Genomic DNA, 25,154 nt, shown 5'->3' on the forward strand with positions numbered 1-25,154 from the left:
TTGTGTACGATGTGTGGGGCTGCGGCCCGGGGCTTAGTGCATGCGGTCTTCAAGTAGTTCAGTCACCAGCGCTGCAATCGGTGAGCGCTCCGAACGGGTCAGCGTGATGTGGCCGAATAACGGGTTATCCTTCAGCGTCTCGACAACTGCAGCAATACCGTCGTGACGGCCCACACGCAGGTTATCGCGCTGCGCTACGTCATGGGTCAGCACGACTTTGGAGTTCTGCCCGATCCGGGACAGCACCGTGAGTAGCACATTGCGCTCCAATGATTGGGCCTCATCGACCACCACCCACGACTCGTGCAGAGACCGGCCGCGAATATGAGTCAAGGGCAAAACCTCAAGTAATTCGCGCTCGATGACTTCATCCATCACGGTCGGAGACACCAACGCTCCGAGGGTGTCAAAGACCGCCTGGGCCCACGGAGACATCTTCTCACCCTCTGAACCGGGCAAGTATCCCAGGTCCTGTCCGCCCACTGCGTAGAGCGGACGGAAGACCACGACCTTGCGGTGGTCGCCACGTTCCAACACTGCTTCCAAACCTGCACACAGTGCCAGCGCCGACTTACCGGTGCCGGCGCGACCGCCCAGCGAAACAATCCCGACACTGGGATCGTTGAGCAGGTCGATGGCTAGACGCTGTTCGGCTGAGCGACCGTGCACGCCGAAGACTTCGGTGTCACCTTTGACCAGTTGAATCTGGTGGTCTTCGGTGACGCGCCCTAGTCCAGAGCCAGTACCGGAGTTGAGAACCAGCCCGGTGTTGATGGGCATCTCTGCCACACGATCATCCAGCAGGTTCTCTCCGGAGTAAAGCTGGGAGAGCTGCTCGTCGGTGACGTCCAGGCGGTCCAAGCCGGTCCACCCGGAAGATTTGACCAGTTCGTTGCGGTATTCATCGGCTTCCAGCCCCATGGAGGAGGCTTTGACACGCATGGGTAGGTCTTTGGACACGACGGTGACGCGTTCACCTTCATCAGAGAGGTTCTGAGCCACCGCGAGGATGCGGGAATCGTTATCAGTGCCACGGAAGCCATAGGGCAAAACGTCGACCGAAATGTGGTTGAGCTCGACCACCAGTTGACCGCCTTCGTCATTGAGCGGGACCGGCTGGTTTAGCGACCCATGTTGGACGCGTAGATCGTCCAACAACCGTAATGCTGAGCGGGCAAAATAACCTAGTTCCGGGTCGTGACGTTTCTTCTCCAGCTCAGAAATGACCACGATCGGTAACACGACTTTGTGCTCGGCGAACCGCAGCAGAGCGTGCGGGTCAGACAACAAAACCGAGGTATCCAGGAGATAAGTCCTGACCTCGGTTTCTGATGCTGGGGTCTGTTGGTTTTGGTCGATATTGTGTTCTGCCGCCGTGGTCTGCGGAACGGAAACAGAACGGGGAGGGGTAAGCGACACGGTGGAAGCTCCTGCCGTTAATGTAAGAGGTCTCTCGGTTACGTACCTTTCCTGACGAGTCAGAGGGTACGGGCATTCAGTGAGAAAGAGCTAACCAGGACATGAACTCCCGGTGAATCCCGCAGGTGCGCAGCTGTGGCTTTAACTCCCGTACCGGCGCTGTCGTGAGGCATAATCACGCAGGGCACGCAGGAAATCAACCCGCCGAAAATCAGGCCATAGAGCTTCACAAAAGTAAAATTCGGCGTAGGCTGACTGCCACATCAAAAATCCGGAGAGTCGCTGTTCACCGGAGGTCCGAATCACCAGGTCGGGGTCCGGAAGACCTCGGGTGTACAGTCGATTCGAGATTTCTTCGATGCTGAGTTTTTCCGCCACGTCACCGGGGGTTTGGCCTTGTTCTTCGGCTTCGATTAGAAGCTCTTTGACCCCGTCCACGATTTCTTGACGACCGCCGTAACCGACTGCCACGTTCACGTGCATCCCGGATTCATTGTGTTGGGCACCGCGCCGCGTAAGGTGACGGATTTGTTCGGAGAGCGATGCTGGCAAAATCTCGGTCGACCCCACGGGTTGGACTTTGATCGGCCGACCGTTGATTTCGCCTTCTTCCAGCCGTTTGAGCGTATCGGAAATAATAGCGACCAGGGACCTCAGCTCGGAGGCATCCCGATTCAGATTATCGGTGGAGAGCATATAGAGAGTTACCATTGGGATCCCGATCTCTGCGCTCCACCCCAAAAACTCGAGGATCTTATCGGCACCGGCTTGGTGACCCCGGGCAGTAGGCTCCCCCGCGGCTTTCGCCCAGCGCCGGTTGCCGTCCAGGACGACACCGATATGCCCGGGCAAACGGGAGGCGTCAAGGCCCTGAGCTAACCGGCGCTCGTAAAGTCGATAAAACAGGTCGGGATAGTCCATACCCCAACTCTAGCGATGGTCCCGCCCAGATTCAGGCTCTTGTGGCTCGAGCGGAGGCGAGTCCAAATAGCCGGGGTACTTCTTGCGCATCATTCCGAGACGGTCAGGGCTGAGCTCGTCGATCTCAGGGCGCTGGCGTTGTTTCTCAGAAAGTCTTGGCTGGTTTCGCTCCACCAGCATATCTTCGGCGGTTTTGGAACGTAGCTTCACTTTGCGGACCGAGCGCACCATCATGCGGATAACCACCACGGACAGCGCCACCATCAGAAAGGTCAGCAGAAACCCTTCAATACCCGGAGTGACCTCTTCCTGGTCGAGTCCGGGGCGCAAGTTCGATTCCTCAGCGGCCAGCAGGACCGCGGTCTGCAGGGCAGTTGTCATCAGGCCTCGTTTCCCTGATCTGCCTGGTCTGGGGTGGGGGTGCGCAGACCGGAGAACAGGTCGGTTTCGGGCAGGTGAGTTGGTACGCGCGAGTCAATCAGCACGTAGTCTTCCCAGGGCCAGGCATCCCGCACAATGTCGTGGGGGGTGAAGAAGAACCCGTGCGGATCGATCTGCGTGGCATGAGCCCGTAGTGCAGCATCGCGACGGTCCAGGTAGTTCCCCACTGGAATCTGTGTGGTGACCTGGTGCTTGGTCAACCGCCACGCGTCCGGGTCTTCACCGGATTGCAACCGCTCGTACCACTGAATGCGATCCGCATAAGGCGAGGTCTGGCCGGAGGCTTCATAGGCTTTGTGCAGGGCAAAATATTTATCCGGGTTGAAAGCCCGGTCGTAGTACAGCTTGGATACTTCCCACGCTTGCCCTGTGCCCGGATAGGCTTGCGGATCGCCTGAGCTTTGATACGCCTTGACGGTGATCTCGTGAGCGCGCAGGTGATCGGGGTGGGGGTAGCCACCGATCTCATCATAGGAAATCAACACATGGGGGCGAAACTCTCGAATCAGTCGTACTAGCACCGCGACCTGAGTATCACGATCAGAATTGGCAAAAACCCCATAGGGTAGTTCGGGAACTGGGTCGCCTTCTGGCAGGCCCGAATCAATAAACCCGAGCCAGCGGTAGTCTATGCCAAGCGCTTGAGAGGACTCTTCCATCTCGACTCGCCGTACCGCGGTCATGTCTCGGTGCAAACGGGCAACGTCACCCTGGTAGTGCTGGTTCAGCAACGACCCAGCTTCTCCCGAGGTGCACAATGCCACCATGACGTCAGCACCGGCATCCTCATATGCTGCCATCATCGCCGCCCCCTTGGAGGATTCATCATCGGGGTGTGCGTGAACAGCCATCAGGCGCAACCCTTGGGAGGGCGGAACATCGGTGGCTTCTGGACGCTGATAGTCACTCGGCTGCGTGCTACCGTAGTCTTCGGATCCTACGGGTACACCAAACTCTGGGTGTTGCGATGATCCGGACCTTTGTTGTGTTGAAACGCTCACGAGTTGTCTGTACTCCTGATCCACTGCTTCACGGTCACATTGGCTGTGCTACGCCGTGGCTGGGTAGAGTTTAAGTCTATGGTCAATAGCCCAGTTCCGGCGCAGGCATCGGCTTCTGATAGCTTAGCCAATCGTTATGGTCGCTCCCAAAGTAAGAACTCGCCTGAAAGGCAGGAGCGACGGCGTCGTTGGGGGATCATTATTGCGGTGACGGCTCTCATTCTAGCCGTAGCGCTCGCCGGTGTGTGGACCTACTCGATGACCGAAGACCGATTGAGCTATAAAGACGTGGGCTTCGACATCGTCTCCGAAGATCATGCCACTGTTCGCTTCCAGCTCACTAAAGAGCACGACGCCACGGTCTCCTGTGCGGTGCAGGTGCTGGCCGATAATTATGCGGTGGTGGGATGGAAAACAGTCATCATTGGCCCTGAGGCCATCGGCGAACAAATTGATTCCAGCCCCTCAGATCTGACTAGTTACTACGACGTCCAGGTCCGAACCGATGGGCTAGGAACCAATGGTGGCGTGAATGATTGCTGGTACTACGAAGACGGTCCCAGCAACATCTCATATTTTGATGTCGAACGGTAGCCTTCCTGGCGCAAGAGAGCCCGGTAGACGCTCCCACGGCGACCAGACTACACCGTGTCGCGGTCCAGTGCTAGAATTCTCCCTAACCCCGCAAAAGCGTTGACGAAGTCCCGTCGTGGGGGCATGCGAATCGCATCCGATAAAATCGGATTCGGTTAAACCGCACGCCCCACGGCGGGTCTTTGTGCAGTAAAGAACTTGACGTGCAGTGGACAACTCAAACTTTCCCTGCCAAACGATCCTTCAAGGAGGAATTATGACCACCTCACCCTCAGCTCCTTGGCTGACCCAAGAAGCCTATGACCGGTTGAGCAAAGAACTCGAATACCGCGCTGGCGAAGGTCGTCAAGAAATCGTCGACCGCATTGAAGCGGCCCGCGATGAAGGCGACTTGAAGGAGAACGGCGGGTACCACGCCGCTCGTGAAGAACAGTCCAAAAACGAAGGCCGCATCGCGGAACTAAAACAGCTGTTGGAGAACGCAGTTGTGGGCGACACGCCACAGGACGACGGCGTCGTTGAGGCCGGTATGGTCGTTGAGGCCACCGTCGGCGGTAACGAAATGACCTTTATTTTTGGTAACCGTGAAATCGCTTCCGAAGACGAGCAACTCGATGTCTACTCTGAGCGCTCTCCCCTCGGCGAAGCAATTCACGGTCGTCAAGCTGGCGAAACCCTGTCCTACACTGCCCCGAATGGTAAGGACATCGAAGTTGTTCTGAAGAAGGTTACTCCCTACAATCCTGGAAAGTAACTTTTTCAGAAGCTTCGCCTCCTCCCGGGCCTCGCGTGCAACACCGAGGCCCGGGACTTGTTTAAGGGACAATATTCCTGGTGTTATTTCCCCTTGCCCACTGTGCTGAGAGCAACCACGCAGATGACAAAGTGGCTGGTAGACCATCTGTGATTGTGGCAGTTAACTGCTAGCCTAGGATTTGTGAAGATTGTAGAGCGTTTCGTAGTACTCAGCCTGGAGTTCCAAGACGAGCTAGCAGGAGTTTCCTCCTTGCTCTCGAAAGCACGGGTGGCAGCCACCATGGCCGATTTGGAGACCGATGGCGTGGTGTCCTTTACCCCCGCCGAGCTGACCGAACCGTGGAACATGGATAATCCGAAGATTATCGTCAAGGAAAAAACTCCGAGCTCCCCGGCCTTGAACGACGTCGTCGAGAAACTGCGCGATAAGACGGGCGACGAGCTCTCCCGGATCGTGAAGTCCAAGAAGTTCGATCCGTTGCAGGGTGTCTTGGACAACTTTGAGCACAACGGTTTGGTGTCCACCCATAACCCAGGACCGTTTAGGCCAACGCACTACGAGCTCGTTCTTGATACCACCGCTGAAGAGGTCATCACACCTCTAACGCAGGTGCTGTTGGGGCGTCGTGAGGCCACCTACGAAGACCGTCTACTATTGGGCATCATTGAGAGCATCAACGCCACCGGCCTCATGTTCGCGACCGCCAACGCTGGTTGGGAGCAAAAGGACTTCAGCAACCGGGTGCACGAGCTTGATGGGCACCACCCGGTGCTGTCGGTGTTGCACGCTCAGACCAGTGGCACCTCAGCATTGATGGCTAAGTCGCAGCTAGGACCAGCTACACTGTAGCCACGTCCCCAGGCCTTAGTGCGTGATTTCGGGCTCATAGCCACTTTCACGAAGTTTTTCAAGTAGGTGGTCTGAGTGGTAATGGCCACGTGTTTCCATATTAATGGTGATATACACTTCGCCCATGCCCAGCGAAGGACCGATTGAGGTGTGGTCCACTCCGATGACATTCGCTTCGGCCTCGGCAATAATCCGTGACACGTTCTTCAGCTCGCCTGGGCGATCTCGGAGGGGAATCCGCACGGTGAGATAGCGTCCGGCTGCCAACAGACCCGACTGAACCACTTTGAGCATCAACAGCGGGTCAATATTGCCCCCGGACAACAGCGCGACCACTGATTTCGGTGCCAGCCCCAGGTCCTTCAGCTTCCCCGACATCAACGCCGCCACCGATACCGCACCGGCTGGTTCGACCACCATCTTGGACCGCTCCAATAAGAACACCAAAGCGTTAGCGATTTGGTCTTCAGAAACTGTCACCACGTGATCCACGAGATCCTTGATGATGCTAAAGGGTAGATTGCCCGGACGGCCCACCGCAATGCCGTCAGCAATCGTCGTGAGCTGCTCGAGAGAAACGACGCCGTCAGCGGCCAGCGAGGCCGGGTAGGCGGCCGCATCTTCGGCTTGCACACCGATAATCGTGATGTCGCGTCCTTGTCGCCGTGCCAGTTCCTTGATGGCGATTGCTGTCCCTGCCAACAGTCCCCCACCACCGATACTGGTGATCACCGTGTCGACATCGGGTTGTTGCTCGAGAATTTCGAGTCCAACAGTTCCTTGCCCTGCCACGACCTTCTCGTCGTCGAAGGGATGAATAAACGTTGCCCCGGTTTTTGTTGCGTGGTCCTTCGCTGCTGCCAAGGCTTCGTCGACGTTATTGCCAAGCAAGACGACTTCCGCGCCGTGATCTTTCGTAGCCTGAACCTTAGGTAGTGCTGCTCCTAGGGGCATGAAGATCGTGGCGCGCAGTCCAAGTTTTGACGCCGCTAAGGCAACACCTTGGGCGTGGTTTCCTGCAGAGGCAGCCACCACCCCGTTTCCCTTGTCCTCTTCGGGAATGTGATACATCCGGTTGTAGGCGCCCCGCACTTTGAATGAGCCAGCACGCTGAAGATTTTCGCACTTCAGATGCACCGTGGCACCGGTCATCCGCCCCAGGGCTCTGGAGTGCTCCATGCCGGTTTCCACCGCTACCGCGCTAATGACGTCGCGCGCAGCAAGAATATCGTCGAAACTCACCGGCACCTCAGCGGGCAATACAGGTACAGAAGAATCAGTGGATGTCACGAGTCGGTCTCCTGAGGGTTGATACGCGATGGATGAGAGCAGCGGATCGGATCGTCAGAGGTCGCCAGCGCTGGGGGCGATCTCATCGGGTGCTTCGGGGTCGACCGCGTGGGGATCTTTGTTCTTCTCCCATGGTCGCGCCGCCAGATATTGGACGAAAGAATTAGCGAAGGCAATGGCCGGTACCGCAAAGATCGCCCCGACGATACCCATCAGCGCAGTACCGCCAGAGACAGCGAGGAATACCACCAAGGGGTGTAGCTGCACGGCGCGTCCCATAACCAGTGGTTGCAGAATATGTGATTCGGCTTGTTGCACGATCAGCACCACCACTAACATCAACAGCGCGTTGACCCAACCGTTGGCAACCAGTGCTAGGATCACCGCGATCGCACCGGTCAAAACCGCACCAATCATGGGGATGAAAGAACCGAGGAAGACGAGCACCGCGAGGGGCAGGGCGAGCGGGACCGAGAGTAGCCAGGCGCCCAAGCCAATTCCGACCGCGTCAACGAAGGCCACGAAGATTTGGACTCGCACATAGCTTCCCAGTGACTTCCAACCGGCGTGTCCGGCTCCGTCGATTGCACGGCGGTGGCGACGTGGCACGAAGTTGAGCATGAAGTTCCAGATCCGGGAACCGTCGATGAGGAAGAAGATCAACGCGAATAGCGCGATCAGTGTTCCGGCACCGATGTTCGTCGCGGTGGAGCCGAAGCCGATGGCCCCGGAGACGAGAGCGTCGGAATTCTGGGTAAAGGTGTTCCAGACATCGGCCAGGATTTCTTGCCATCGGTCTGTGGTGAGACCGTAGGACTCGGCCAGGGCGAAAAGTCCTACGATGCCTTCTTGGATCTGCTGCCACATATCAGCGAACCCGACGGCCAATTGTTGCCCTGCCAGCCACAGCAGTCCCACGATGAGCGAGAGGAAGCCTAGCATCACGGTAACTACCGACAGCCAGGCGGGGAACCGAAACCGGTTTTTCAAAAAGCTATGCACCGGATAGAGCAGGCTGGACAGCAAAGCAGCGATCAGTAGCGGGATTACGAGCAGGGAGACGTGTGAAAACAGCCAAATTCCGATACCTGCCGCGACGACAATAATAATGAACTGTAGCGCCCATCCAGTTGCGACAGTGACACCGTAGGGAATGTCAGCCGCTAGTTTTCTCCCGACTTCAGCCAAAGTAGGCGAGTCGAACTCTGAGTCCTCGACAGGCCTTTTCGGAGGGGCTGAACTCATCGGCCAGGTCCTCTCTGTGCTGATCACTACGGTAAAGGCTCGTGCCAAGCCTCAACCCTTGTAAGCATACTCTGTCCCGGAAATTGTGAAGAAAACCCAAGACAGAACATACGCGGGCGGTGTCACGCAGACTAACCAAAGGTGGCCTCAGCGTGACACCGCCCGTATTATCGGTCACCTCAGATCGTGACCTGACGAAAATACGATAGCCGTGCGCCGGGAATCACGCATCGGCCACCTCGCGCAAGATCGACAGCACACGCAGAATTTCCAGGTAAAGCCAGGTCAAGTCGGTGACCAAGCCAAATGCTGCAGTCCAGGCAAAGGAGCGTGGGGCACCGTTGCGCACACCCTGCTGGATCATGGAAAAACTCATCACCAGCGAATAAGCGGCCAAAACAATCGCGATCACGCCGACGATGACACCCAGCCAGCCCGAACGTAGACCGAACATCCCCTCGGTGACTCCGGTAATCATCAGCACGAAGTTCACCAATGCAAATACGGCGTAACCTAGAGAGGCCAGCATGAAGATCTGCATGCCACGAGCCGTAGCACGGACCTTACCAGAGGAGAATAGCGCCAACATCACCAGGAAGACGCACAAGGTCGCCAGAACAGCCTGGCTGGCCACCCCCGGGTACATGGCGTCCAAGGTGAGGGAGATCCCCCCAAGGAACAGGCCCTCCGCGAGGGAGAACAGCGTGATCAGCAACGGTGAGGGCTGCTTTTTGAACGCGTTCACCAAGGACAGGACGATCGCGCCAATAGCACCGATGAGCGTGGCGGGACCGACGATTCCGCCCAATCCGAGCATCGTTCCGGCAAACCACAGTCCCAAAGCTCCGACCAACACCACGGCTAGCTGGGAAGCGGTCCGCAGGATCACATCATTGTAGCTGACTCGCCCGGTATCCTGTGGAGTCGCGGAGGGGCGAGCATACATCTCTTCGAGTTCAGATGCGGAAATGGTCTGAGGAGTCTGCACGCCCCCAGAAGCTTGTTGCTTGAAATTGTCGGAGTTAAAGACTGGGTTGGCCATGGGCCGTCCTCTCGTATCTGACGGTCAGGTGTTCATGTGCCAGTCTAACGGTAACCACTGCGCCGGTGTTAGCTAACTACCCGCAAGCTAGGTTAACTACCAGCGGTGATAATCCCCTGCTGTATGGCACTATCCGGCACACTTGTTACTTAGCGTCCTCGTCGCTATCGTCCTCAGAGCTAGATTCTGTAGTAGCGGGGGTTTCGAGGAAAATCTCGATATCGGCATCCTCGCGTAAATCCTCCACCAATTCAGTGATCGCTTCATTCTCGTTTTGAAGCTTGACCTGCTCTTCCAGGTCGTCCTTGGACTCTTCAAAGCTCGGTAGCTGGTCTTCGCCCGAGGCGGATTCCGACGATCCATCCTCGGCCTGTGCGGACGGATCAGCCGAGGCTTGAGCCTCCATGAGTTGCTTCTGTTGTTCCATCTGGTCGTCGTAGAGATCTTTGAGCTCTTCTTCCGAAGGCTCGTCAACATCGAGAGTCTCGATCAGCTGATCCATGGCAACTTGTTTCTTGGAATCGTCACGCAGTTGTTCCTCGTCCATGCCTTGTTCCTCAAACTGCGCGATGAGCTCGTCCTGAGATTCCAGCCCTTGTTGTTTAGCAAAGTCATCGAGGAACTCATCGACATCATCCTCTGTGACCTCGATATCTTGGTCCTCTGCTTCTTGGAGCAACAGCTCATTGCCGATCATGATCTCCAGGCTCTCCTGTTTGAGCTGATCTTCGTCAACGTCCGAACCGCTCATTTGAGCCTGGTACGCCATCTGCTGATACTGAGACTCATAGTTGGTAGCAAATTCCTCTTTGGTGATCTCGGTATCGTTGATCGTGGCCACCACGTCGGGAACGTCGTCGAGATTTGGTTCCGGAAGCGCTCCTTGGTCACCAGCCGATGCAGAGGCTTCGGGCGCTCCATCTGGGTTTTCCTCGTCTGCACTACAGGCTGACAGGCTCAACATGGCAATCAGTGCGATGGAACTGAGGATCTTTTTGCCGAGCAAACGTCTACCGTCCCTTCGGGTTGGGTGTCAGGAGCTGTCCTCGCGCCGGTTGCGCGTCTCCTTGGGATGATCACCCCGAGTGTAGTCCCCGAAACTGAATAGGCGATTCAGTGAATCATCAGCCTCTATTCAGGACGCCGGTACCCCCAGTCAGACTCGAACTGACAACACAGCGATTTTAAGTCGCTTGCCTCTACCAATTGGGCTATGGGGGCTCGTTCGTGGTTCCGAGACATCACAACGCCCCGGCCAGAACACCTTCCAGATCATACTGGAGGCGCCCGACCGGGGCCGTTGTTTTAACTCAGCGCGTCACAAATGTCATCTGCGCTGGTGTGATCGAGAGCTTAGGCTTCGATTTCTTCGGTCTTCTTGGTGAACCGTGACGGAATCTCAGGCTTACCGGCGGCCTTGCGGAAGGCGTTGAACGGACGCTCCAGACGCTTGGTCTGGGTAGTGTCTGTACCCCACAGCAGTTCCTGGATCCAGCCGGAGACCACGCGAGACTTGCGCTCAAGGGTCGGCAACGCGTAGGCGTGGTAGACACGGTGTGCCAGCCAGGCGGGCAGGCCGTTGAGTTCAACGCCCAGCGGGTTACCGACGCCCTTGCCAAGCCCCATTCCGGCAACGGTACCCAGAGACTTGTGGTAGTACTCTTCAACGACACCTTCGCCGAAGCGTACGGCCAATAGGTTTTCGGCCAGGCGCTTCGCCTGACGGCCGGCGTGCTGTGCGTTCGGCACACAGAATCCACCGGGGCCATCACCGGTCAGATCCGGCACAGCGCAGATGTCGCCACAACCCCAGGCACCTTCAGTCACGCCACCGTCTCCATCCGAGATCTGCAGAGTCGGAGTAACCTCGATGCGACCACGGTCGTCCACCGGGAAATCGGTTTCTTTGGCCATACCGTTGGCAGCAACACCGGCGGACCACACGATGGTGTCAGCGTAGAAGGAGCCGGCCGGTGAATCGTCACGCATGTCTTTGAGCTTAACTTCGTAATCAACGGCGCTGTCCAGCGAAGTGTTCAGCAACACCTCGATGCCACGGTCGCGCAGGTGCTCGACAACGCCCTCCGCCTGCGCTTCAGAGACCTCGGGCATAATGCGTCCCATAGCTTCAACGAGCACGACGCGAGCCTCGGACTGCGACAATCGGGAGTTACGGGCGATGGCGTTGCGGACCAGGTCATCGATCTCGGAGATGGTCTCCACACCGGCGAAGCCACCACCGACTAGCACGAAGGTCAGCGCGCGACGACGCTCAGCAGCGTCGGTCATCAAGGCTGCCGACTCGACGCGTTCCAGGATCTGGTTGCGCAGGGTGACTGCCTCTTCAATGGTCTTCATACCGATGCCGGTCTTATCTAGACCGTCGATCGGGAATACGCGGGTGTTAGAACCTGCGGTCATCACGATGTCCTGGTATGGAATCTCGAACTGTTCGCCGTCTTCGGCGGCTACAGTCGCGATTTTCTCGGCGTGAGAGACATTGACGACCGAGCCCTGAACGATTTCGGCGTGCTTGAGGTGAGTGTGCAGGTCCACCGTAGCGTGGCGGGCCTCAATGTGTCCGCCGAGAACCTCGGGCAGGAACGGGAGGTAGGTCATGTATGCGTTGGGGTCAACGACGGTGACCACACCGCCCCGATCACGAACTTTTTTCTGGAGCTTCCGTGCAACAGTGATGCCGGCGTAACCGCCGCCCACAACGAGCACGCGTGGTTTCGGTGATAATTGAGGAGTTATAGCCATGTTTCCTATGTTAGGCCGGTTACGCGCGGTTGTGAATTCAACAGCGGCGGTTGATTGTATTAACTACACAGTGAGATCTATACCACATTCTGACACGGTGAGATATTCAGGTTGTGGGCGGGCTAACGACTCGTGGGACGACCAGCAGCTCGGCGGGTCGCCAATTGCCATATTCCGATCCCGGCCAGCGCTACCACCAGGCCCGTCCCACCGATGACCATGACAGGTTGCCACCAACTGGCCGCACCGGTCATCGGTGTCGCGGGAGTCGATTGGGCTGTGGCATCCCCCGGCAGTTCGGTGGGCACCTCCACCGGCTCGTGGCCCTGATATTGGTCAGACCTACCGGTGAGCGCATCGTCGCCAGATGAACGACGGTGTACGCGGATCCACTCGGCCATCGAGCCCATCGGGTTTTCCTTTACGGTCGGCATCTGCGCGGTGACGGCCTGTTCGGCGTTGATCACTCCGTGACCGTAGAGCGCATCGGTGCCGGAATCGCCTGCAGGTTGGGCCGTGGACAAAATTCGGTTGATGACTTGTGCTGCCGAATCCTCCGGATGGGCCGAGCGCACGAGCGCGACGAGGCCCGAGACCAGCGGTGCGGCACCAGAGGTTCCCGACCAGTTCTGATACCCGCCGTCCGAGGTTGCTCCGACCAGCGGGTCGGCCGGGGCGGCCACACCGATCGTGATGCCCTCAGTGGAAAAGTCCCAACTGGCGGATCCATCCGCGTCCAGTCCTGCCACGGTGAGTACACCAGGGATGGTGGCCGGGGCTCCCACCGTCGTCGATCCACCGGCCCGGTTTCCGGCAGCCACCACGACCACCACGTCGTTTTCCTCAGCGTAGAGAAAGGCATCGTCCCAGGATTCTGGCCAATCTTGTTCGGAGGAGGCCAGTGAAATATTGATGACATCGGCACCTTGATCAACCGCCCAGGTCACGGCTTCAGCAATCTGCTCTTCGGCACTGGGAACATCCTCGCCCTCGCCGAGATAGACCGAAATGCTCAGCAGCTGCGCTTCGGGTGCGGTCCCGATGATGCCGTCGTCTCCGGGACCCGGTTCAGCAGAGGGCTCCGATTCTGGTTCTGTGTCCGTCTCGGCATCCTCAGAGGCGTTGGCATCTTCCTCGTCATTGTCGTCGTTCTCGGGCTCTTGCTGAGTGGCTTCGTCAACCTCGCGCAGATTATTGCCGTGCCCGGCCAACAGAGATGCCACGCTCGTGCCGTGGTGAGGATCCTCACCAATCGGTTTGGTACCGTCGCCGTGGCCCTGCCCTGACACATCGGTTCCCCCGACCACTTGGCCAGTCAAATCCGGGTGCGTGTCATCGATACCGGTGTCAATCACCGCAACGGTGACCCCCTCGCCGCGGGTTTCTTTCCAGGCTTGGTCGAAACCGTACTCGGTGATCCACTCTTGGCTGTCCCGCCATTGATCGGCCTGCGCTTTGGGCACCGGTGTGCTGACCAAGCATAACAACAGAGCAAGAGCCAGCGTCGTCGCACGTAGAACTGCATCGCTCAGTGGCTTGACGATCACCACGACCTTCATGCTATGAGTCCTGGACCCTGCTGTCGTTCGGCCCGATCAGCGATAGGGCGATGCCGTCGAGAATATCGTGTTCGGAGGTGATAATGGCGGCCAGTTTTCCGCCAGTAGCGTCGTGCACTGTCTGTAGCAACGTCGACCAGATCAGCGCGCCGGCTCCGATCACATCGGCACGGCCCGGGTGCATGAACCCTAGGTTGGCCCGTTCGGCGCGGGTCGAGTGAAGCAAGGTGGCCGCAGTGGCTTTCAGGGTTTCTCGATCCAGTTGGGCGCCGTGGATGGCATCGGCATCGTATTCTTTCAGGCCCAACGCCGCTGCGGTGAGCGTCGTGACGGTCCCAGCAACCCCGATGACCGCATCGATCGTGGAGAAGTCCAGTTCCTCGTGCACTCGGGTGAAAACCTCGTTGAGCTCACGGTCTGCAACGGCAATTTCCTCGGCGGTCGGTGGGTCAGAACGCAGGTATCGTTCGGTGAAGCGGACACACCCGATGTTTTCTGATACCGAGCCAACCAGAGTAATCTCGCGATGTCCCGAGGCAAAACCCACCTCGCCGACCACGCACTCGGTGGACCCGCCGCCGAGGTCCACCACCATGACCCGCACCGATTGATCCGGGTTTTCGCGCTCGACAGCAATGGCTTGGAGTTGTGCATCATCGAGGGCACTCAGGGCACCGCAGAAGGTTAGGTGGGCTTCCTCGGCGCCGGAGACGACTTCTGGTGTCACGTTCAGCGCCTGGCGCACCCCGGCGATGAACGCATCGCGATTGGAGACATCACGGGAGGCCGAGGTGGCTACAAACCGGACGGTCTCGGCGCGGTGGTGTTCAATCACTTCGGCGTAATCCCGGCAGGTGGCGAAAGTACGTTCTAGGGCTTGCGGGGCAAATTCTCCGCTCTGGTCTACCCCTTCGCCCAGTCGAACCACCTGCATTTCACGGTGCAGTTCGACCAGTTTGGCCCCGGTGTCAGGGTCAGCAACCGGGCGGGCCACCAGCAGACGAAGCGAATTCGTCCCGCAGTCGATAGCAGCCACCGCAGTGGCCTCATCGGCGCTAACCCGACGGTGCTGGATCGGGTTGGTCCGCCCCTGCCGGTTGAGTCGACGCACGTGGCGGGACAGATCCTGACGTGGGGCGACTGATGCATCGTCCCATCCGTGTTCACACCGGCACCTCTGCGCCGAGAACTCTTCGGAGATCAGATCCAACACGCGGTCCCCCAATGGGTTGACTCCGGGGCCCACCGACAAGGAGTGAGCGGCCAGCACGTGTAAGCATTTGACCCGTTCGGGCATTCCGCCGGCAGAAATTCCTTCGATTTCGGGGACCTCGCCCACCCCGGCAATCTGGCCGATCCGATCACGCTCGGCTAAGTAATTCTCGTGGGCAGCCCGGTATTGATCAGCAAGGTGCCGGTTGTGAGCCAGTTCGTCGGTCATCTCCGCCATGATCCCGGTGGCTTCCAGCCGGGACACGGCGGTAGTAGCCAGCGGGTGGGTCAGGTAGAACGTGGTGGGGAACGGGATACCATTCGACAGTCGTGGCGCTGTGGTGGCAACCAGGGGTGACCCGCATCCCTGACACCGTGCACCGATGGCCACCACATCGCGCACCGGTCGCCCCAGCTGACGACTGAGGGTCTGCAGGTCTGCTTCAGTGGGGTGGTCTACCGTGGCCACGCATCCTCCATGCTGTGCGGGAGTATTCTTTGGTTCTTGCGTTTTATGGTTGGCTCGTTTGGTGTTGGCTGGCGTGGACGAAAGAGTTCCAAAAGTCATCGGCCCAGGCCGGTGCCTGGTCTTCGGTAATTTCTTCTTCCTCGGTCACCGGCTCCTCGCCTTCGGCTAGTTCCTCGCCACCGACCACCAGGTATTTATGTTCACCTGGCATGACCATATTAAACCGTTCTCGGGCTTGCTGTTGCACATACGCCGGATCGTCCCAGCGATTGAGTTGTTGGGTGAGCTCTTCGTTGCGCTGTTGCTCTGCCTGCAAATCGGCCTCGGCCTGGGAGATTTCCTGGTTTTGTTCCAACATAGTGCGCAGGCTGGGTGCCATCACCACCACAGCAAGAAACAGCACCATGATCACCGCAATCATCCGGCCGGAGAAGTTGCGGGCAGGACGTTGTTCTTCCGGGGTGGCGTGACTGTAACGTTGCCGGACGCGCTCTTGGGCGCGCCGGGCTAGTTGTCGCTGACCGCGTTTGGTGCCGGTCGCGGCCGTGCCTCGTTTCACCGCTTGCTCGCGCTGGTCCTGACGACGCTGGGCACCCCTGTCGGCCTGGGAACCGCTGGTTCCGGAAGAGTTCTTGGGTACTCTGGGCTTTTGAGATCTCACGGCTAGTCCTTCCGTAGGTTCCGCAGTGAGTGGTCGGCCGAGACACCACAGGACACTGATCTCACACTGAGGCCCGCTGATGTCGATTTATGACTATGGCGACTATGTCCACCCTCTCTGGCCTTACCCTAGTCGTTGCCCCCGGCTCGACCCCGGCGCCCGCGCCCGTGGCAGCAAAATTGAAGCGTGCTGAACTCACCAGCTATCAAGCCTTGCGGTGTCGTGGCATCACGCACTTGCGCTGACACTCTGATAGCCACAGGCATCGACAGCGATTCCGATGTGTCAGGCACAATTGTATTTGCGTTGTCAGCGTGCTCGGTCTTAGCCCTGCACCGCTACTCCGCTCCTGCCACCTCGAGAACTTCTTTTGTCCACGAAACCGGCCTACACGGGTTCTTCTTCGGACTGGGCGGAGTCAGGCCGGTCGTACGCTGACACAGTGTCACCGGCGGTTGAGGCACAGCAGTGGGGTTACTACCACAAACAAGGCTGACCTGATCACTACCACCACAAGGATAAGGAGTTGTTTGATCGATACCTCTGGGCGGACATGGTCGACGGTCAAGGAACCACCTCTGGTGAGTGAATGCTAAACTGAAGTGTGCGTTTTTGGACTCGGGGCCGAGCCCCGGGGACTAGGTGGCGGGCAATTCGATGACCGACAACTTAGGCTCACGACAGGTCGTCACTTTAAAGCGCCCTTGCACAGGTGCTGGCAGGTCAAACTTTTGAAGCAGTTCCGCGCCGAGGCGTTGCCAGTGTTCCTGTCAGAGGCGCCGTCCGCCTCAGTAGAGGCACCAGCCTACCAAGAGCCAGAAGCACGTTTATCCCACGTTCCACATCTAGGTGTCCGTCTAGTTGTCCGCGGACCATCACAAAGTTGCCATGACATCCATTCCGGTAGCTACGACGTTGCTCAGCCAGCATTTTGGCTGTGGGGCACGGGCATCCGGAAATATCCCACGAGAGAAAGGCCATGAGATGATCATTGTTGTTTTTGACATCGGACGCGTCTTAGTACCCGAGGGCGACCGGGTTCAGCGCTTGCAGAAGTACCTTGCCTCCCAAGATATCCAACTGGGTGAAGACCAGCTGATGCAAGCCTATTGGGCTTACCGCGATGCCTACGACCTGGGGATGGCCGACGAGGAATACTGGTGGAAAGTGCTCGGTGAGGCCGGGGTGAACAAGTCCTCGCACCCGCAGCTCAACACCCAGGAGCTCGGGGAACTCGACGGAGAACGCAACGCGGTCCTAGCCCCGGAGACTGCAGAGCTCATCGACGACCTACTCGCCCATCAAATCCCTGTGGGCCTCCTGAGTAACGCCCCGGTTTCCATGGCTGAAGCGGTCGCCACCTCTGACTGGGGGCGAAGGATTCCGGTGAAGGTATTTTCCTCCTCCGTCGGGTTCATCAAACCTGACGAGCAAATCTATTCCATTGCTGAACAGATGCTCAGCGACACCTGGGGAAACCACAACCGTGCCGATGTCGTCTTCTTTGATGATCGGAAGTGCAATGTAGACGCAGCTAACCAGTTCGGATGGAACAGCAAACTCTGGGAAGGCGTATCTGAAGCCCGCAAGACCCTTGGAGACCTGGGAGTAGACGTCAACACGTAAGCTCCTGGGACCACGCACGGTCAACTCAGGAGACTACCGCCTGCCACAAGGTCAATGAGCGGGGCCGGGTATCCGCCTGGACCACAAGGCTGATGGGGCTCCACCACCTACACCTAGAAGGAGTACGTCGGTGGGAACGACGTCATTGACTCGAAGATATTGTAGGCAGGGCGACCCAGTTCTATATCTCCGGCTTCCCGGAGCAATCGAGTGTAGCGATCCTCGGTGGCCGCTATATCGATCGGTGTCCCCTGTTCGGCGGCTGTGAGCCGATAGGCGAAGGTAATGTGGAAACGCACGGTGTCATGGTCGGACCGACGAAAGCCGGTCAGCTCGGCGACTTCGTCGCGGAAGGTACGTAACACCTGTGCAATGTCTTCGGATGCAGGTACCACCGTGGCGGTAGCAGTGTCGTTGCTAAGAACGAATCCCGTGACCTTGACCACCAGGTCAAGGTCAGGGAAGCTCAGCTGACGTATCCTCGCAGTGATTTCATCGAGTCTGTCCGACACGGACCGCCCAGCGTCCTGCAGGTCGTACTGAGTCTCACCAGCAAAGACGGTCATGTGCAGGCTACTTAAGGGGTGGATGCTCCACTCACCGGGCTGATAGTCCTCTCTCAGCTCCTTTAACAGGCGGTGAGCCGGGTCAATGAACGAAGAGTCCAAGGGCACCGGAGACACAATGGTCCACCCCAGAAAGGGGTTGGGTTCTTCCGCCGTGATCCACTTACGTCGTGGCGCCTTGGCTTCTTGTACGGGTGGTTGCCCCAGCTGTGATCTCAACTGGTCACTAAGACCACGGTTCGGGCTGAAAAACAATGGTTTTTCTCCGTTCTGCTCACTGCTCATCTTCTCACACCTTTCCGTTATTCATCTATTCTTCGGCGGTCGCCTCTGCACGATTCTCATAGCGCTCGATGTGCAAATCAATTTTACCTTCCATCTCTTCGAAGGCTTCTCGCACATCGTCTCCGTCAGCCACTGCTTGCACCGCGTTTTCCACCTCAACGCGCACCTGGCTGAGGGCACCCATGTGACATCCCGCGGTTTCTACCGTCGGGGGAATATCTTCCAAGATGTCAATCAGAGCTTGTTGCTGGGGAGCATTATGGGTGGAGTTTTCAGCACCAGAGATGGTGTTGGGAACGCCACCAGACCTGTCCAGCACTTCGCTCTGCCACGTGTCAGAGTGCACGTAACGGGCAAACTCCACGGCCGCATCTACTTCCTCCTGGGTTTTATTCTCGTCCAGCACCCAGAGGGAATTACCACCGGGAACCTGACCGGCTTCCTCGCTGGCAATCGGTAGCTGTTGGACGGCGAAGTTGATGCCGGAGTCTTGCACACTGGTGACGTTGGCTGAGGAGTTGAACTGCATCCCGACATTGCCGGAGGTCAACAGGTTTGCTCCAGCATTTCCGTCGGGGCCGACGTTGACGATGGAACCACGCTCATATCCTTCCTGGATCCGCTCCCACAATCGAACGAAGTCCTCGGTCAAAAAGGCCATGGAGTCGGCGCGTTCGCCCCTTACACCGTTATCCGGGGCGCAGTAGATCTGGTTCAAGCCCGCGGTGAACTCTTCGTTGAACCAGGCATTGGTCGCAAAGACCAGACCAGGGATTCCAGTTTCCTCGTAGATGGTGTCAGCGGCATCGAAATAGTCGTCGAAAGTCACCAACTCAGACCGGTCTATGCCGGCTTCCACAAGTATATCGGTGTTGATGTAGGCAACTGGCAGAGAAGTAAACAGTGGCATTGACCACAATTCGCCGTCGAGGACGTAGTAGTTGGCCACCGTCGGTTGCAAGTTGTCGATAACCTCATCGGCATCATCCCCGAGCGCTTCTTGCATGGGTAGGGTGATGCCCGAATCCTTCATGTAGGAGGTTTGGATGTCATTGGCCTGCATCAGGACGGGAACGTTACCGGTCTGGATGTTCGCGGCCAACTTGGTGAAGTTTTCCTCGTAGCCCCCTTGATAGATGGCGTTAACGTAAATCTCACCTCGGTACTCTTCATTAAAGTCGTCGACGTTCTCCTCGAGCATCGTTCCGGCGTCACCGCCCTGACCATGCCAGAAGTCGAGGACAATTGCACCGTCGTTATTGTATTGGGGGCCTGCAGCTCCGATACCTCCAATACCACAGCCCGAAAGCGTAGCGCCCAAGACAGAGGTAACGAAGAGTTCACGAGCGGGCTTGAATATCTTTTTCATTTCTCTCTCGCTCCTTTCTCAGTGTTATTTGACCGCACCGGAGGTTAGGCCCTTGGATAGAAAGCTCTGACTAAACGTGACGAGGATGATCATTGGGATCGACGCCATCAGGAGACCGGCCAGCACCAGACCGGTATCGGCGACGTTCTCGTCGGCCAAGGAACGAATCCCGGGCTGAATGGTCCGAACCTCTTCGGACATGGTGATCAACAATGGCCACATGTAGCCGTTCCAGGCTGCGATTGCCGAACTGATCATGGCAGTCATAGCCACGGATTTGTTCAGCGGAATGGCAAACCTGAACAGGAATTTGATGGGCCCGACACCGTCGAGGATCGCGGCCTCATGTATCTCCTTCGGGAAGGACCGAAAGGCCTGGTAGAACAGGAACAGTGCCAGCGCTGAGGTCAGGTACGGCAGGAAAATACCGACGACCGTATCGAACAAGCCGAAGCTGGAAACAGTCAGGAAGTTCACGAGGTTGTTGACCTCGTTGGGAAGCATGATCGGCAGAAGAAAGAAAACGAAAAGCACGTTGCGCGCTTTCATATTTCCGAACACCAGAGCGTAGGCGGCAATTGCTGACGTTATGAACTGCGCAACGGTCTGGCAAATGGTGACAATGAAGGAGTTGATCAGCTGAGCGCCGATAGCCGACTGTTCCCAAGCGTTCCGGAAGTTCTCCAGAGTCCATTCGCCAAAGATCAGGTTCCCCAGTCCCTGGTTAAGTTCCGCCGTCGGGTGAAAGGCCCCGAGTAACGCATAGGCAACCGGGAAAAACACTGCGATGGCAATCAGCGCGATCCAGATGTAGGTCAAGACCCGTGTCACGGGGTGCATATTTTTGGTTGCGTTCATCAGTAGTTCACCCTCTTGGACGACAGACGGAACTGGATGGCTGAAAGAATCACCACGATGACCATGAGGACCAAGCCCGAAGCAGCAGCCCCGGCGTAGTCGTTAGTGGAGGATCCGAAGGCTTGCTGGTAGACGTCGAAAACGAGTGTGGTGGTGGAACCTGCCGGCCCCCCTTGCGTCAAAGCGTGGATGACGGTGAATTGCCGGAGTGCTTCCACGGACTGGGTGACCGTTAGAAAGAGCAACATGGGGGAAATTAAGGGAATAATCACGCGGAAGACATAATTGGCTCCGGTGCAGCCATCGAGGGCGGCGGCCTCCCGGACATCATCAGAGATGTTGTCGATGGAAGCCATCAGAAGCAACACCACCAATGAGATGCCCACCCACACATCGGCGATGACCACACCCGCTCGAGCCCAGAAGCTATCGGTAAACCACGGGATCTCACCGATACCGAGGGCGATGGTGATCTGGTCAGCTGCACCGACGACCGGCTGGAACATCTGACTGAAAATCAACGTACCTACCGCGGTAGAGACAGCCATGGGTACCAGCACCGCGGTACGCATGAACACAGTGCCTTTCAAGCGATAGGACAGGGGCAATGCAATGGCCAATCCAATGGCCAATTTGAAGACCACGGACAGGATGGTGAAGAGGAGGGTCCAGGTAAAAATGCTCCAAAACTCACCAGAACTGAACATGGTGACGTAGTTCTCCAGACCAGCAAAACCAGTGGGGCGACCAAAGAGGTCAGTGGTCTGGAAGGACAAAATAATCGCCCTGAAAAAGGGGTAGTAGTCGAAAATCAGCAGGAAGACGATGGCCGGGAGTACAAAGAGCCAAGGCCAGATCGCGCCGAACGAAAAAGTCGACTTAGAACGTACAGAGCCCTGCTGAATGTCTTTGGCGGCTGTGCTCACCGCTGGCGTCGTGGCTTCATTAGCAGATGCGTTCACTAGCGCACCACCTGTTCGGTCTCGGTGTTGAACCAGTGCGCGTGGCCCCAGTCAACAATCACAGCTTTGTTTTCGCCACGCTCAGGGACCTCACTGGGGTGGGAACGGATGATGAGATCTTGGTTATCGTTGAGGGAGATGCGCACATAGGCATCTGCCCCGGTATTCTCGACGTGGCTGACGACACCCTCGAAGTCAGCATTAGGGCTACCGGTTTCGGTGATAGCCAGATGCTCGGGACGGATGCCCAACGTAATCTTTTCTGGAAGACCATCCGGTGCATGAGCTGTCGAGACGCCGAGGCCGTCGCAATTCACAGCTCCGGACTCGCGGTTACCGGCCAGCATGTTCATCGCCGGGGAGCCCAAGAAGCCGGCGACGAAAATGTTACCTGGCTTGCTGTAGAGCTCGTCGGGAGTGCCGCACTGCTGAAGCTGACCCTCGCCCAACACAGCGATACGATCGGCCATCGTCATGGCCTCAATCTGATCGTGGGTGACGTACACGGTGGTCGTGCCCAGTGACTTTTGCAGGTCCACGATCTGTGCTCGGGTGGAGACACGCAACTTAGCGTCCAGGTTAGACAGCGGCTCATCCATCAGAAAGACAGCGGGCTCACGGACGATGGCGCGTCCCATGGCCACGCGCTGACGCTGACCACCGGATAGCTCCTTGGGGCGGCGATCCAGATATTTGCTCAGATCAAGAATGCGGGCTACTTCTTCCACCCGCTCCTTGCGCGTAGCCTCATCCACCTTGGCCATCTTCAAGCCGAAAGCCATATTCTCCGCGACCGACATGTGCGGGTACAAAGCGTAGGTTTGAAAGACCATGGCGATGTCGCGTTTCGAAGGATGAACCCCCTTGGTCGACTTGCCATCGATGGTGATATCCCCGCTGGTGACAGGCTCCAGGCCAGCGATCATGCGGAGCGTGGTGGATTTACCACTACCGGAGGGACCGACGAGGGCGACGAATTCACCGTCATTAATGATCAGATCCAGGTTGGATACCGAAGGACGAGTTGCCCCTTGGTACACCAAGGTCGTGTCTTTGAAAGCGATTTCTGACATGTGTTTCCTTCTACGGGTGTGAGCGCAATGGTCTTCATGGACCAGTTGTACTGAGCCGGTCCTGTAGGCCATCCGTTAGTCTGCCCTCACCTATTAACGAGAACATGTCATTGAATCGAACATGATAATAATTCTCAGTAGTGTGCCTAAAGTCTCATTATCTTTCCCAGAGAAGTCGAGGCGGGCTCTCCGCTATAAAAATTCTGGGCTCTCAGCTGCTAGGCGTTGTACGCTCCGGTAGCCTGGTGCAATGTGCCGGTTATTGTGCATGATGGCTTCACGGGCGATGAGAGCACGCCCTCGGGATCCGCGCTCTGCGACCACCGTGATGAGAAACAGAGTGGTCGCGTCTGAAAGGTTGAGAAGTGGCTTGGCGACTGGCGCTTGCAGACTGAAGGGAGAAGCGCCGATGTTGTGAAAGTATGTTGTCGCTGAGGATAGAAGTAGCTACCTGAATCGGGGCCGCAAACGGAGGGCACTGGTGACCGCGCTGGTCGACTCCCTACCAGGTCTCACGCATTACCATCAGCAGGGAATAGAACACCGCTGTTGTGCTGTAGCGGTGTTTTAGCCCGCCCAATAAGGCCTCTCTGGTGTAACACGGGTTTCTACAGCCAGCACGTTACCACTTGGAGTACGGCCACGACCTCCGGGCGGGAATGACATCGAATCTTTCGGCCGACAGCCTCTCACGGGACATTGTGGCTTGTCTGTGGTTGACGCCCCGTCGGACCGGTGAAGCGCCCAGGAGAATCAACAGAAGATCCCGGTCTGAAGGCTTTCGGGATCTCGAAGAACAGCGCATACAAGATCCTGCCACCAGGCGGTAAAGAATTTGCTGGTGGGCAATCCGGCTGTGCGAAACTGGGAACGTTCAGGCGACACTCCCCCACCCGCCCGGTCAATCCGGGCAGGGGGTGTCCCTATGCTTAAAGTCAAGCCGCTTGCGGGATATGTTCGGGGGTAGTTTGGTAGAAGCTGCCGTCGCGGACCATTGCGTAGAGCACGTTGAGTCGGCGGCGGGCCAGGCAGATGACGGCGGCGTTGTGTTTCTTACCTTCAGCGCGTTTTCGGTCGTAGTATGCTTTCGAAACCGGGTCGTGGCATGACGCGACCCAGGCGGATCGAAACAGCGCATTTTTGAGTTGCTTGTTCCCAGAGCGGACCGGGAATTCCCCGCGGATCGAGGTCCCGGACCGGCGGGTGACCGGGGCGATGCCGGCGTAGGCGGCGAGGTGGCCGGGTGTTGGGAAGGAGCTGAAGTCTCCGGCAGTCAGCAGGATGGTGGCGGCAGTCTTGATTCCGACTCCTGGCATAGAAATCAAGACCTGGGTAAGAGGGTGCGTATCAACCATTGCCTCCGCCTCGGTGGCCACCAGGGCGCGTTGAGCCTTGAGTTCTTTGATTTGGGCTGCGACCCGCGGGATGATCAGCTCCACTGTGGTAGCACCAGGAACTGTAACGGTTTGCTCCGCTAACGCAGCAAGTATTTGATCGATCAGTATTGAGGGGTCTTTACGGGTGTGGTTTTTGGCCCAGCGTTTCACCCCAGACTTCCCAGCGGCTTTGAGTCCTTCGGGCCCGTGATAGCGAATCAATAACTCCAACACGATGGGTCGGGTCAGGATAGTGCCGACGAAGACCCGTTCCAGCCACGGATAGATCTGCACCAGCAGCGATCGGAGTCGGTTGATGGCTCGGGTGCATTCCCGAGCCAGGTCATCGTCAAACCCAGCTAACACCTTCAAGGCGGAGAGCAAGTCAGAATCTCGATCCACGGCCCGTAACGTATGGGGCATGGTTCGGGGGGTATCTGCAATGATGAACGCATCCCGGGCGTCGGTTTTGGATCGGCCAGGATACAGGTCAGCGGATTTGCGCATGGCTAGGCCTGGCAGATAGGCCACGGTGGCGCCGCACGCTCGGGCCACTGCGATCGGTAATGCGCCGATGGTGTTGGGTTGATCCACCACCACGAGCACCAGACCATCATCTTGCAGCTGCTCGATCACCGCGCGTAATGCAGTTTCATCTTGGGGTAATTCTCGATCGTAGAGTCGCTCGCCAGTTGCTGTCAGCGCGCACCCATGGTGGGCAGTCTTGCCAACATCTAGGCCAAGAAAGACATCATATTCTCTCGTCATCGCAGGCTACTTCCTCGTCGTCGGAAGGCCGCTGTGATCATGACACCC

Annotated in this window: 22 protein-coding genes and 1 tRNA gene; 4 read left to right on the forward strand and 19 right to left on the reverse strand. The window is 57.6% G+C overall.

Features of this window, described 5'->3' with window-relative positions; all coding sequences use genetic code 11:
- Positions 1-33: 33 nt before the first annotated feature.
- The 4 genes from DCC27_RS06405 to mca form a co-directional block, all read right to left on the reverse strand.
- On the reverse strand, positions 34-1,359 hold the full coding sequence (locus DCC27_RS06405) for a PhoH family protein (protein ID WP_233242962.1): 1,326 nt from the start codon (positions 1,357-1,359) through the stop codon (positions 34-36).
- 201 nt (positions 1,360-1,560) lie between these two features.
- Positions 1,561-2,340 carry a polyprenyl diphosphate synthase gene (uppS, locus tag DCC27_RS06410; RefSeq protein WP_110101150.1) on the reverse strand — a complete coding sequence of 260 codons (780 nt, stop codon included), beginning with the start codon at positions 2,338-2,340 and terminating at the stop codon, positions 1,561-1,563.
- A 9-nt stretch (positions 2,341-2,349) separates the two neighbouring features.
- Positions 2,350-2,721, reverse strand: a complete 372-nt coding sequence (locus DCC27_RS06415) for a hypothetical protein (RefSeq protein ID WP_110101151.1) — start codon at positions 2,719-2,721, stop codon at positions 2,350-2,352.
- Positions 2,721-3,632 carry a mycothiol conjugate amidase Mca gene (gene mca, locus DCC27_RS06420; protein WP_110110579.1) on the reverse strand — a complete coding sequence of 304 codons (912 nt, stop codon included), beginning with the start codon at positions 3,630-3,632 and terminating at the stop codon, positions 2,721-2,723. Before mca ends, DCC27_RS06415 begins: the two co-directional genes overlap by 1 nt.
- Before the next feature lie 228 nt (positions 3,633-3,860).
- Here mca and DCC27_RS06425 point away from each other — a divergent pair, with 228 nt between their 5' ends.
- From DCC27_RS06425 to DCC27_RS06435, 3 genes are all read left to right on the forward strand, one after another.
- A complete protein-coding gene (locus tag DCC27_RS06425) occupies positions 3,861-4,376 on the forward strand; it encodes a DUF4307 domain-containing protein (protein WP_110101152.1) in 516 nt (171 codons plus the stop codon).
- A gap of 256 nt (positions 4,377-4,632) precedes the next feature.
- Positions 4,633-5,130, forward strand: a complete 498-nt coding sequence (greA, locus tag DCC27_RS06430) for a transcription elongation factor GreA (RefSeq protein WP_110099629.1) — start codon at positions 4,633-4,635, stop codon at positions 5,128-5,130.
- Positions 5,131-5,313: 183 nt separating this feature from the next.
- The gene (locus tag DCC27_RS06435) at positions 5,314-5,982 is read left to right on the forward strand and encodes a GPP34 family phosphoprotein (RefSeq protein WP_168186088.1); all 669 of its coding nucleotides are present in this window, start codon (positions 5,314-5,316) and stop codon (positions 5,980-5,982) included.
- 15 nt (positions 5,983-5,997) lie between these two features.
- Here the strand turns inward: DCC27_RS06435 and ilvA are convergent, their stop codons facing one another.
- The 9 genes from ilvA to DCC27_RS06480 all read right to left on the reverse strand — a co-directional run bounded on the left by ilvA (position 5,998) and on the right by DCC27_RS06480 (position 16,223).
- On the reverse strand, positions 5,998-7,272 hold the full coding sequence (gene ilvA / locus DCC27_RS06440; protein ID WP_233492048.1) for a threonine ammonia-lyase: 1,275 nt from the start codon (positions 7,270-7,272) through the stop codon (positions 5,998-6,000).
- A gap of 54 nt (positions 7,273-7,326) precedes the next feature.
- The gene (locus DCC27_RS06445; RefSeq protein ID WP_210403453.1) at positions 7,327-8,517 is read right to left on the reverse strand and encodes an AI-2E family transporter; all 1,191 of its coding nucleotides are present in this window, start codon (positions 8,515-8,517) and stop codon (positions 7,327-7,329) included.
- 223 nt (positions 8,518-8,740) lie between these two features.
- Complete coding sequence (locus DCC27_RS06450) at positions 8,741-9,559, reverse strand: Bax inhibitor-1/YccA family protein (protein WP_110099631.1); 819 nt, start codon at positions 9,557-9,559, stop codon at positions 8,741-8,743.
- A gap of 145 nt (positions 9,560-9,704) precedes the next feature.
- Positions 9,705-10,565 carry a SurA N-terminal domain-containing protein gene (locus DCC27_RS06455; RefSeq protein ID WP_110110581.1) on the reverse strand — a complete coding sequence of 287 codons (861 nt, stop codon included), beginning with the start codon at positions 10,563-10,565 and terminating at the stop codon, positions 9,705-9,707.
- Between the two features lie 141 nt (positions 10,566-10,706).
- Positions 10,707-10,780: transfer RNA gene (locus DCC27_RS06460), tRNA-Leu, on the reverse strand.
- Between the two features lie 132 nt (positions 10,781-10,912).
- Positions 10,913-12,322 (reverse strand): NAD(P)/FAD-dependent oxidoreductase, encoded by a 1,410-nt coding sequence (locus DCC27_RS06465; protein WP_110110582.1) that lies wholly within the window; start codon positions 12,320-12,322, stop codon positions 10,913-10,915.
- 122 nt (positions 12,323-12,444) lie between these two features.
- Positions 12,445-13,881, reverse strand: a complete 1,437-nt coding sequence (locus DCC27_RS06470; RefSeq protein ID WP_110110583.1) for a S8 family serine peptidase — start codon at positions 13,879-13,881, stop codon at positions 12,445-12,447.
- Between the two features lies 1 nt (position 13,882).
- The gene (locus DCC27_RS12725) at positions 13,883-15,562 is read right to left on the reverse strand and encodes a DUF501 domain-containing protein (RefSeq protein ID WP_283517149.1); all 1,680 of its coding nucleotides are present in this window, start codon (positions 15,560-15,562) and stop codon (positions 13,883-13,885) included.
- Between the two features lie 43 nt (positions 15,563-15,605).
- The gene (locus DCC27_RS06480; RefSeq protein WP_110110585.1) at positions 15,606-16,223 is read right to left on the reverse strand and encodes a septum formation initiator family protein; all 618 of its coding nucleotides are present in this window, start codon (positions 16,221-16,223) and stop codon (positions 15,606-15,608) included.
- A gap of 888 nt (positions 16,224-17,111) precedes the next feature.
- Between DCC27_RS06480 and DCC27_RS06485 the strand changes: the two genes are divergently transcribed.
- Positions 17,112-17,849 carry an HAD family hydrolase gene (locus tag DCC27_RS06485; protein ID WP_110110586.1) on the forward strand — a complete coding sequence of 246 codons (738 nt, stop codon included), beginning with the start codon at positions 17,112-17,114 and terminating at the stop codon, positions 17,847-17,849.
- Between the two features lie 113 nt (positions 17,850-17,962).
- Here the strand turns inward: DCC27_RS06485 and DCC27_RS06490 are convergent, their stop codons facing one another.
- The 6 genes from DCC27_RS06490 to DCC27_RS06515 form a co-directional block, all read right to left on the reverse strand.
- Positions 17,963-18,700, reverse strand: coding sequence for a DUF1868 domain-containing protein (locus DCC27_RS06490; RefSeq protein WP_110110587.1), 738 nt, complete (start codon positions 18,698-18,700; stop codon positions 17,963-17,965).
- Between the two features lie 25 nt (positions 18,701-18,725).
- On the reverse strand, positions 18,726-20,069 hold the full coding sequence (locus DCC27_RS06495) for an extracellular solute-binding protein (RefSeq protein WP_110110588.1): 1,344 nt from the start codon (positions 20,067-20,069) through the stop codon (positions 18,726-18,728).
- 24 nt (positions 20,070-20,093) lie between these two features.
- Positions 20,094-20,927: a carbohydrate ABC transporter permease gene (locus DCC27_RS06500; protein WP_210403454.1), complete on the reverse strand. Its 834-nt coding sequence runs from the start codon at positions 20,925-20,927 to the stop codon at positions 20,094-20,096.
- Positions 20,927-21,889, reverse strand: a complete 963-nt coding sequence (locus DCC27_RS06505) for a carbohydrate ABC transporter permease (protein WP_210403455.1) — start codon at positions 21,887-21,889, stop codon at positions 20,927-20,929. Before DCC27_RS06505 ends, DCC27_RS06500 begins: the two co-directional genes overlap by 1 nt.
- Complete coding sequence (locus DCC27_RS06510) at positions 21,889-22,962, reverse strand: ABC transporter ATP-binding protein (protein WP_110110589.1); 1,074 nt, start codon at positions 22,960-22,962, stop codon at positions 21,889-21,891. The genes DCC27_RS06505 and DCC27_RS06510 overlap by 1 nt, the downstream gene beginning before the upstream one ends.
- Before the next feature lie 935 nt (positions 22,963-23,897).
- On the reverse strand, positions 23,898-25,106 hold the full coding sequence (locus tag DCC27_RS06515) for an IS110 family transposase (protein WP_110110590.1): 1,209 nt from the start codon (positions 25,104-25,106) through the stop codon (positions 23,898-23,900).
- Positions 25,107-25,154: the final 48 nt, after the last annotated feature.

Origin of the sequence: Auritidibacter sp. NML130574, assembly GCF_003185725.2 — a bacterium.
Taxonomy (GTDB): domain Bacteria; phylum Actinomycetota; class Actinomycetes; order Actinomycetales; family Micrococcaceae; genus Auritidibacter; species Auritidibacter ignavus.

What these genes read in the sequence shown, in the direction of transcription:
- DCC27_RS06465 (WP_110110582.1), bottom strand. Translation starts at nt 12,322, where the DNA reads ATGGCTATAACTCCTCAATTATCACCGAAACCACGCGTGCTCGTTGTG.
- DCC27_RS06425 (WP_110101152.1), top strand. Translation starts at nt 3,861, where the DNA reads ATGGTCAATAGCCCAGTTCCGGCGCAGGCATCGGCTTCTGATAGCTTA.
- DCC27_RS06500 (WP_210403454.1), bottom strand. Translation starts at nt 20,927, where the DNA reads ATGAACGCAACCAAAAATATGCACCCCGTGACACGGGTCTTGACCTAC.
- DCC27_RS06445 (WP_210403453.1), bottom strand. Translation starts at nt 8,517, where the DNA reads ATGAGTTCAGCCCCTCCGAAAAGGCCTGTCGAGGACTCAGAGTTCGAC.
- DCC27_RS06485 (WP_110110586.1), top strand. Translation starts at nt 17,112, where the DNA reads ATGACATCCATTCCGGTAGCTACGACGTTGCTCAGCCAGCATTTTGGC.
- DCC27_RS06470 (WP_110110583.1), bottom strand. Translation starts at nt 13,881, where the DNA reads ATGAAGGTCGTGGTGATCGTCAAGCCACTGAGCGATGCAGTTCTACGT.
- DCC27_RS06510 (WP_110110589.1), bottom strand. Translation starts at nt 22,962, where the DNA reads ATGTCAGAAATCGCTTTCAAAGACACGACCTTGGTGTACCAAGGGGCA.
- DCC27_RS06450 (WP_110099631.1), bottom strand. Translation starts at nt 9,559, where the DNA reads ATGGCCAACCCAGTCTTTAACTCCGACAATTTCAAGCAACAAGCTTCT.
- mca (WP_110110579.1), bottom strand. Translation starts at nt 3,632, where the DNA reads ATGGCTGTTCACGCACACCCCGATGATGAATCCTCCAAGGGGGCGGCG.
- DCC27_RS06515 (WP_110110590.1), bottom strand. Translation starts at nt 25,106, where the DNA reads ATGACGAGAGAATATGATGTCTTTCTTGGCCTAGATGTTGGCAAGACT.
- DCC27_RS06490 (WP_110110587.1), bottom strand. Translation starts at nt 18,700, where the DNA reads ATGAGCAGTGAGCAGAACGGAGAAAAACCATTGTTTTTCAGCCCGAAC.
- DCC27_RS06495 (WP_110110588.1), bottom strand. Translation starts at nt 20,069, where the DNA reads ATGAAAAAGATATTCAAGCCCGCTCGTGAACTCTTCGTTACCTCTGTC.
- greA (WP_110099629.1), top strand. Translation starts at nt 4,633, where the DNA reads ATGACCACCTCACCCTCAGCTCCTTGGCTGACCCAAGAAGCCTATGAC.
- DCC27_RS06415 (WP_110101151.1), bottom strand. Translation starts at nt 2,721, where the DNA reads ATGACAACTGCCCTGCAGACCGCGGTCCTGCTGGCCGCTGAGGAATCG.
- uppS (WP_110101150.1), bottom strand. Translation starts at nt 2,340, where the DNA reads ATGGACTATCCCGACCTGTTTTATCGACTTTACGAGCGCCGGTTAGCT.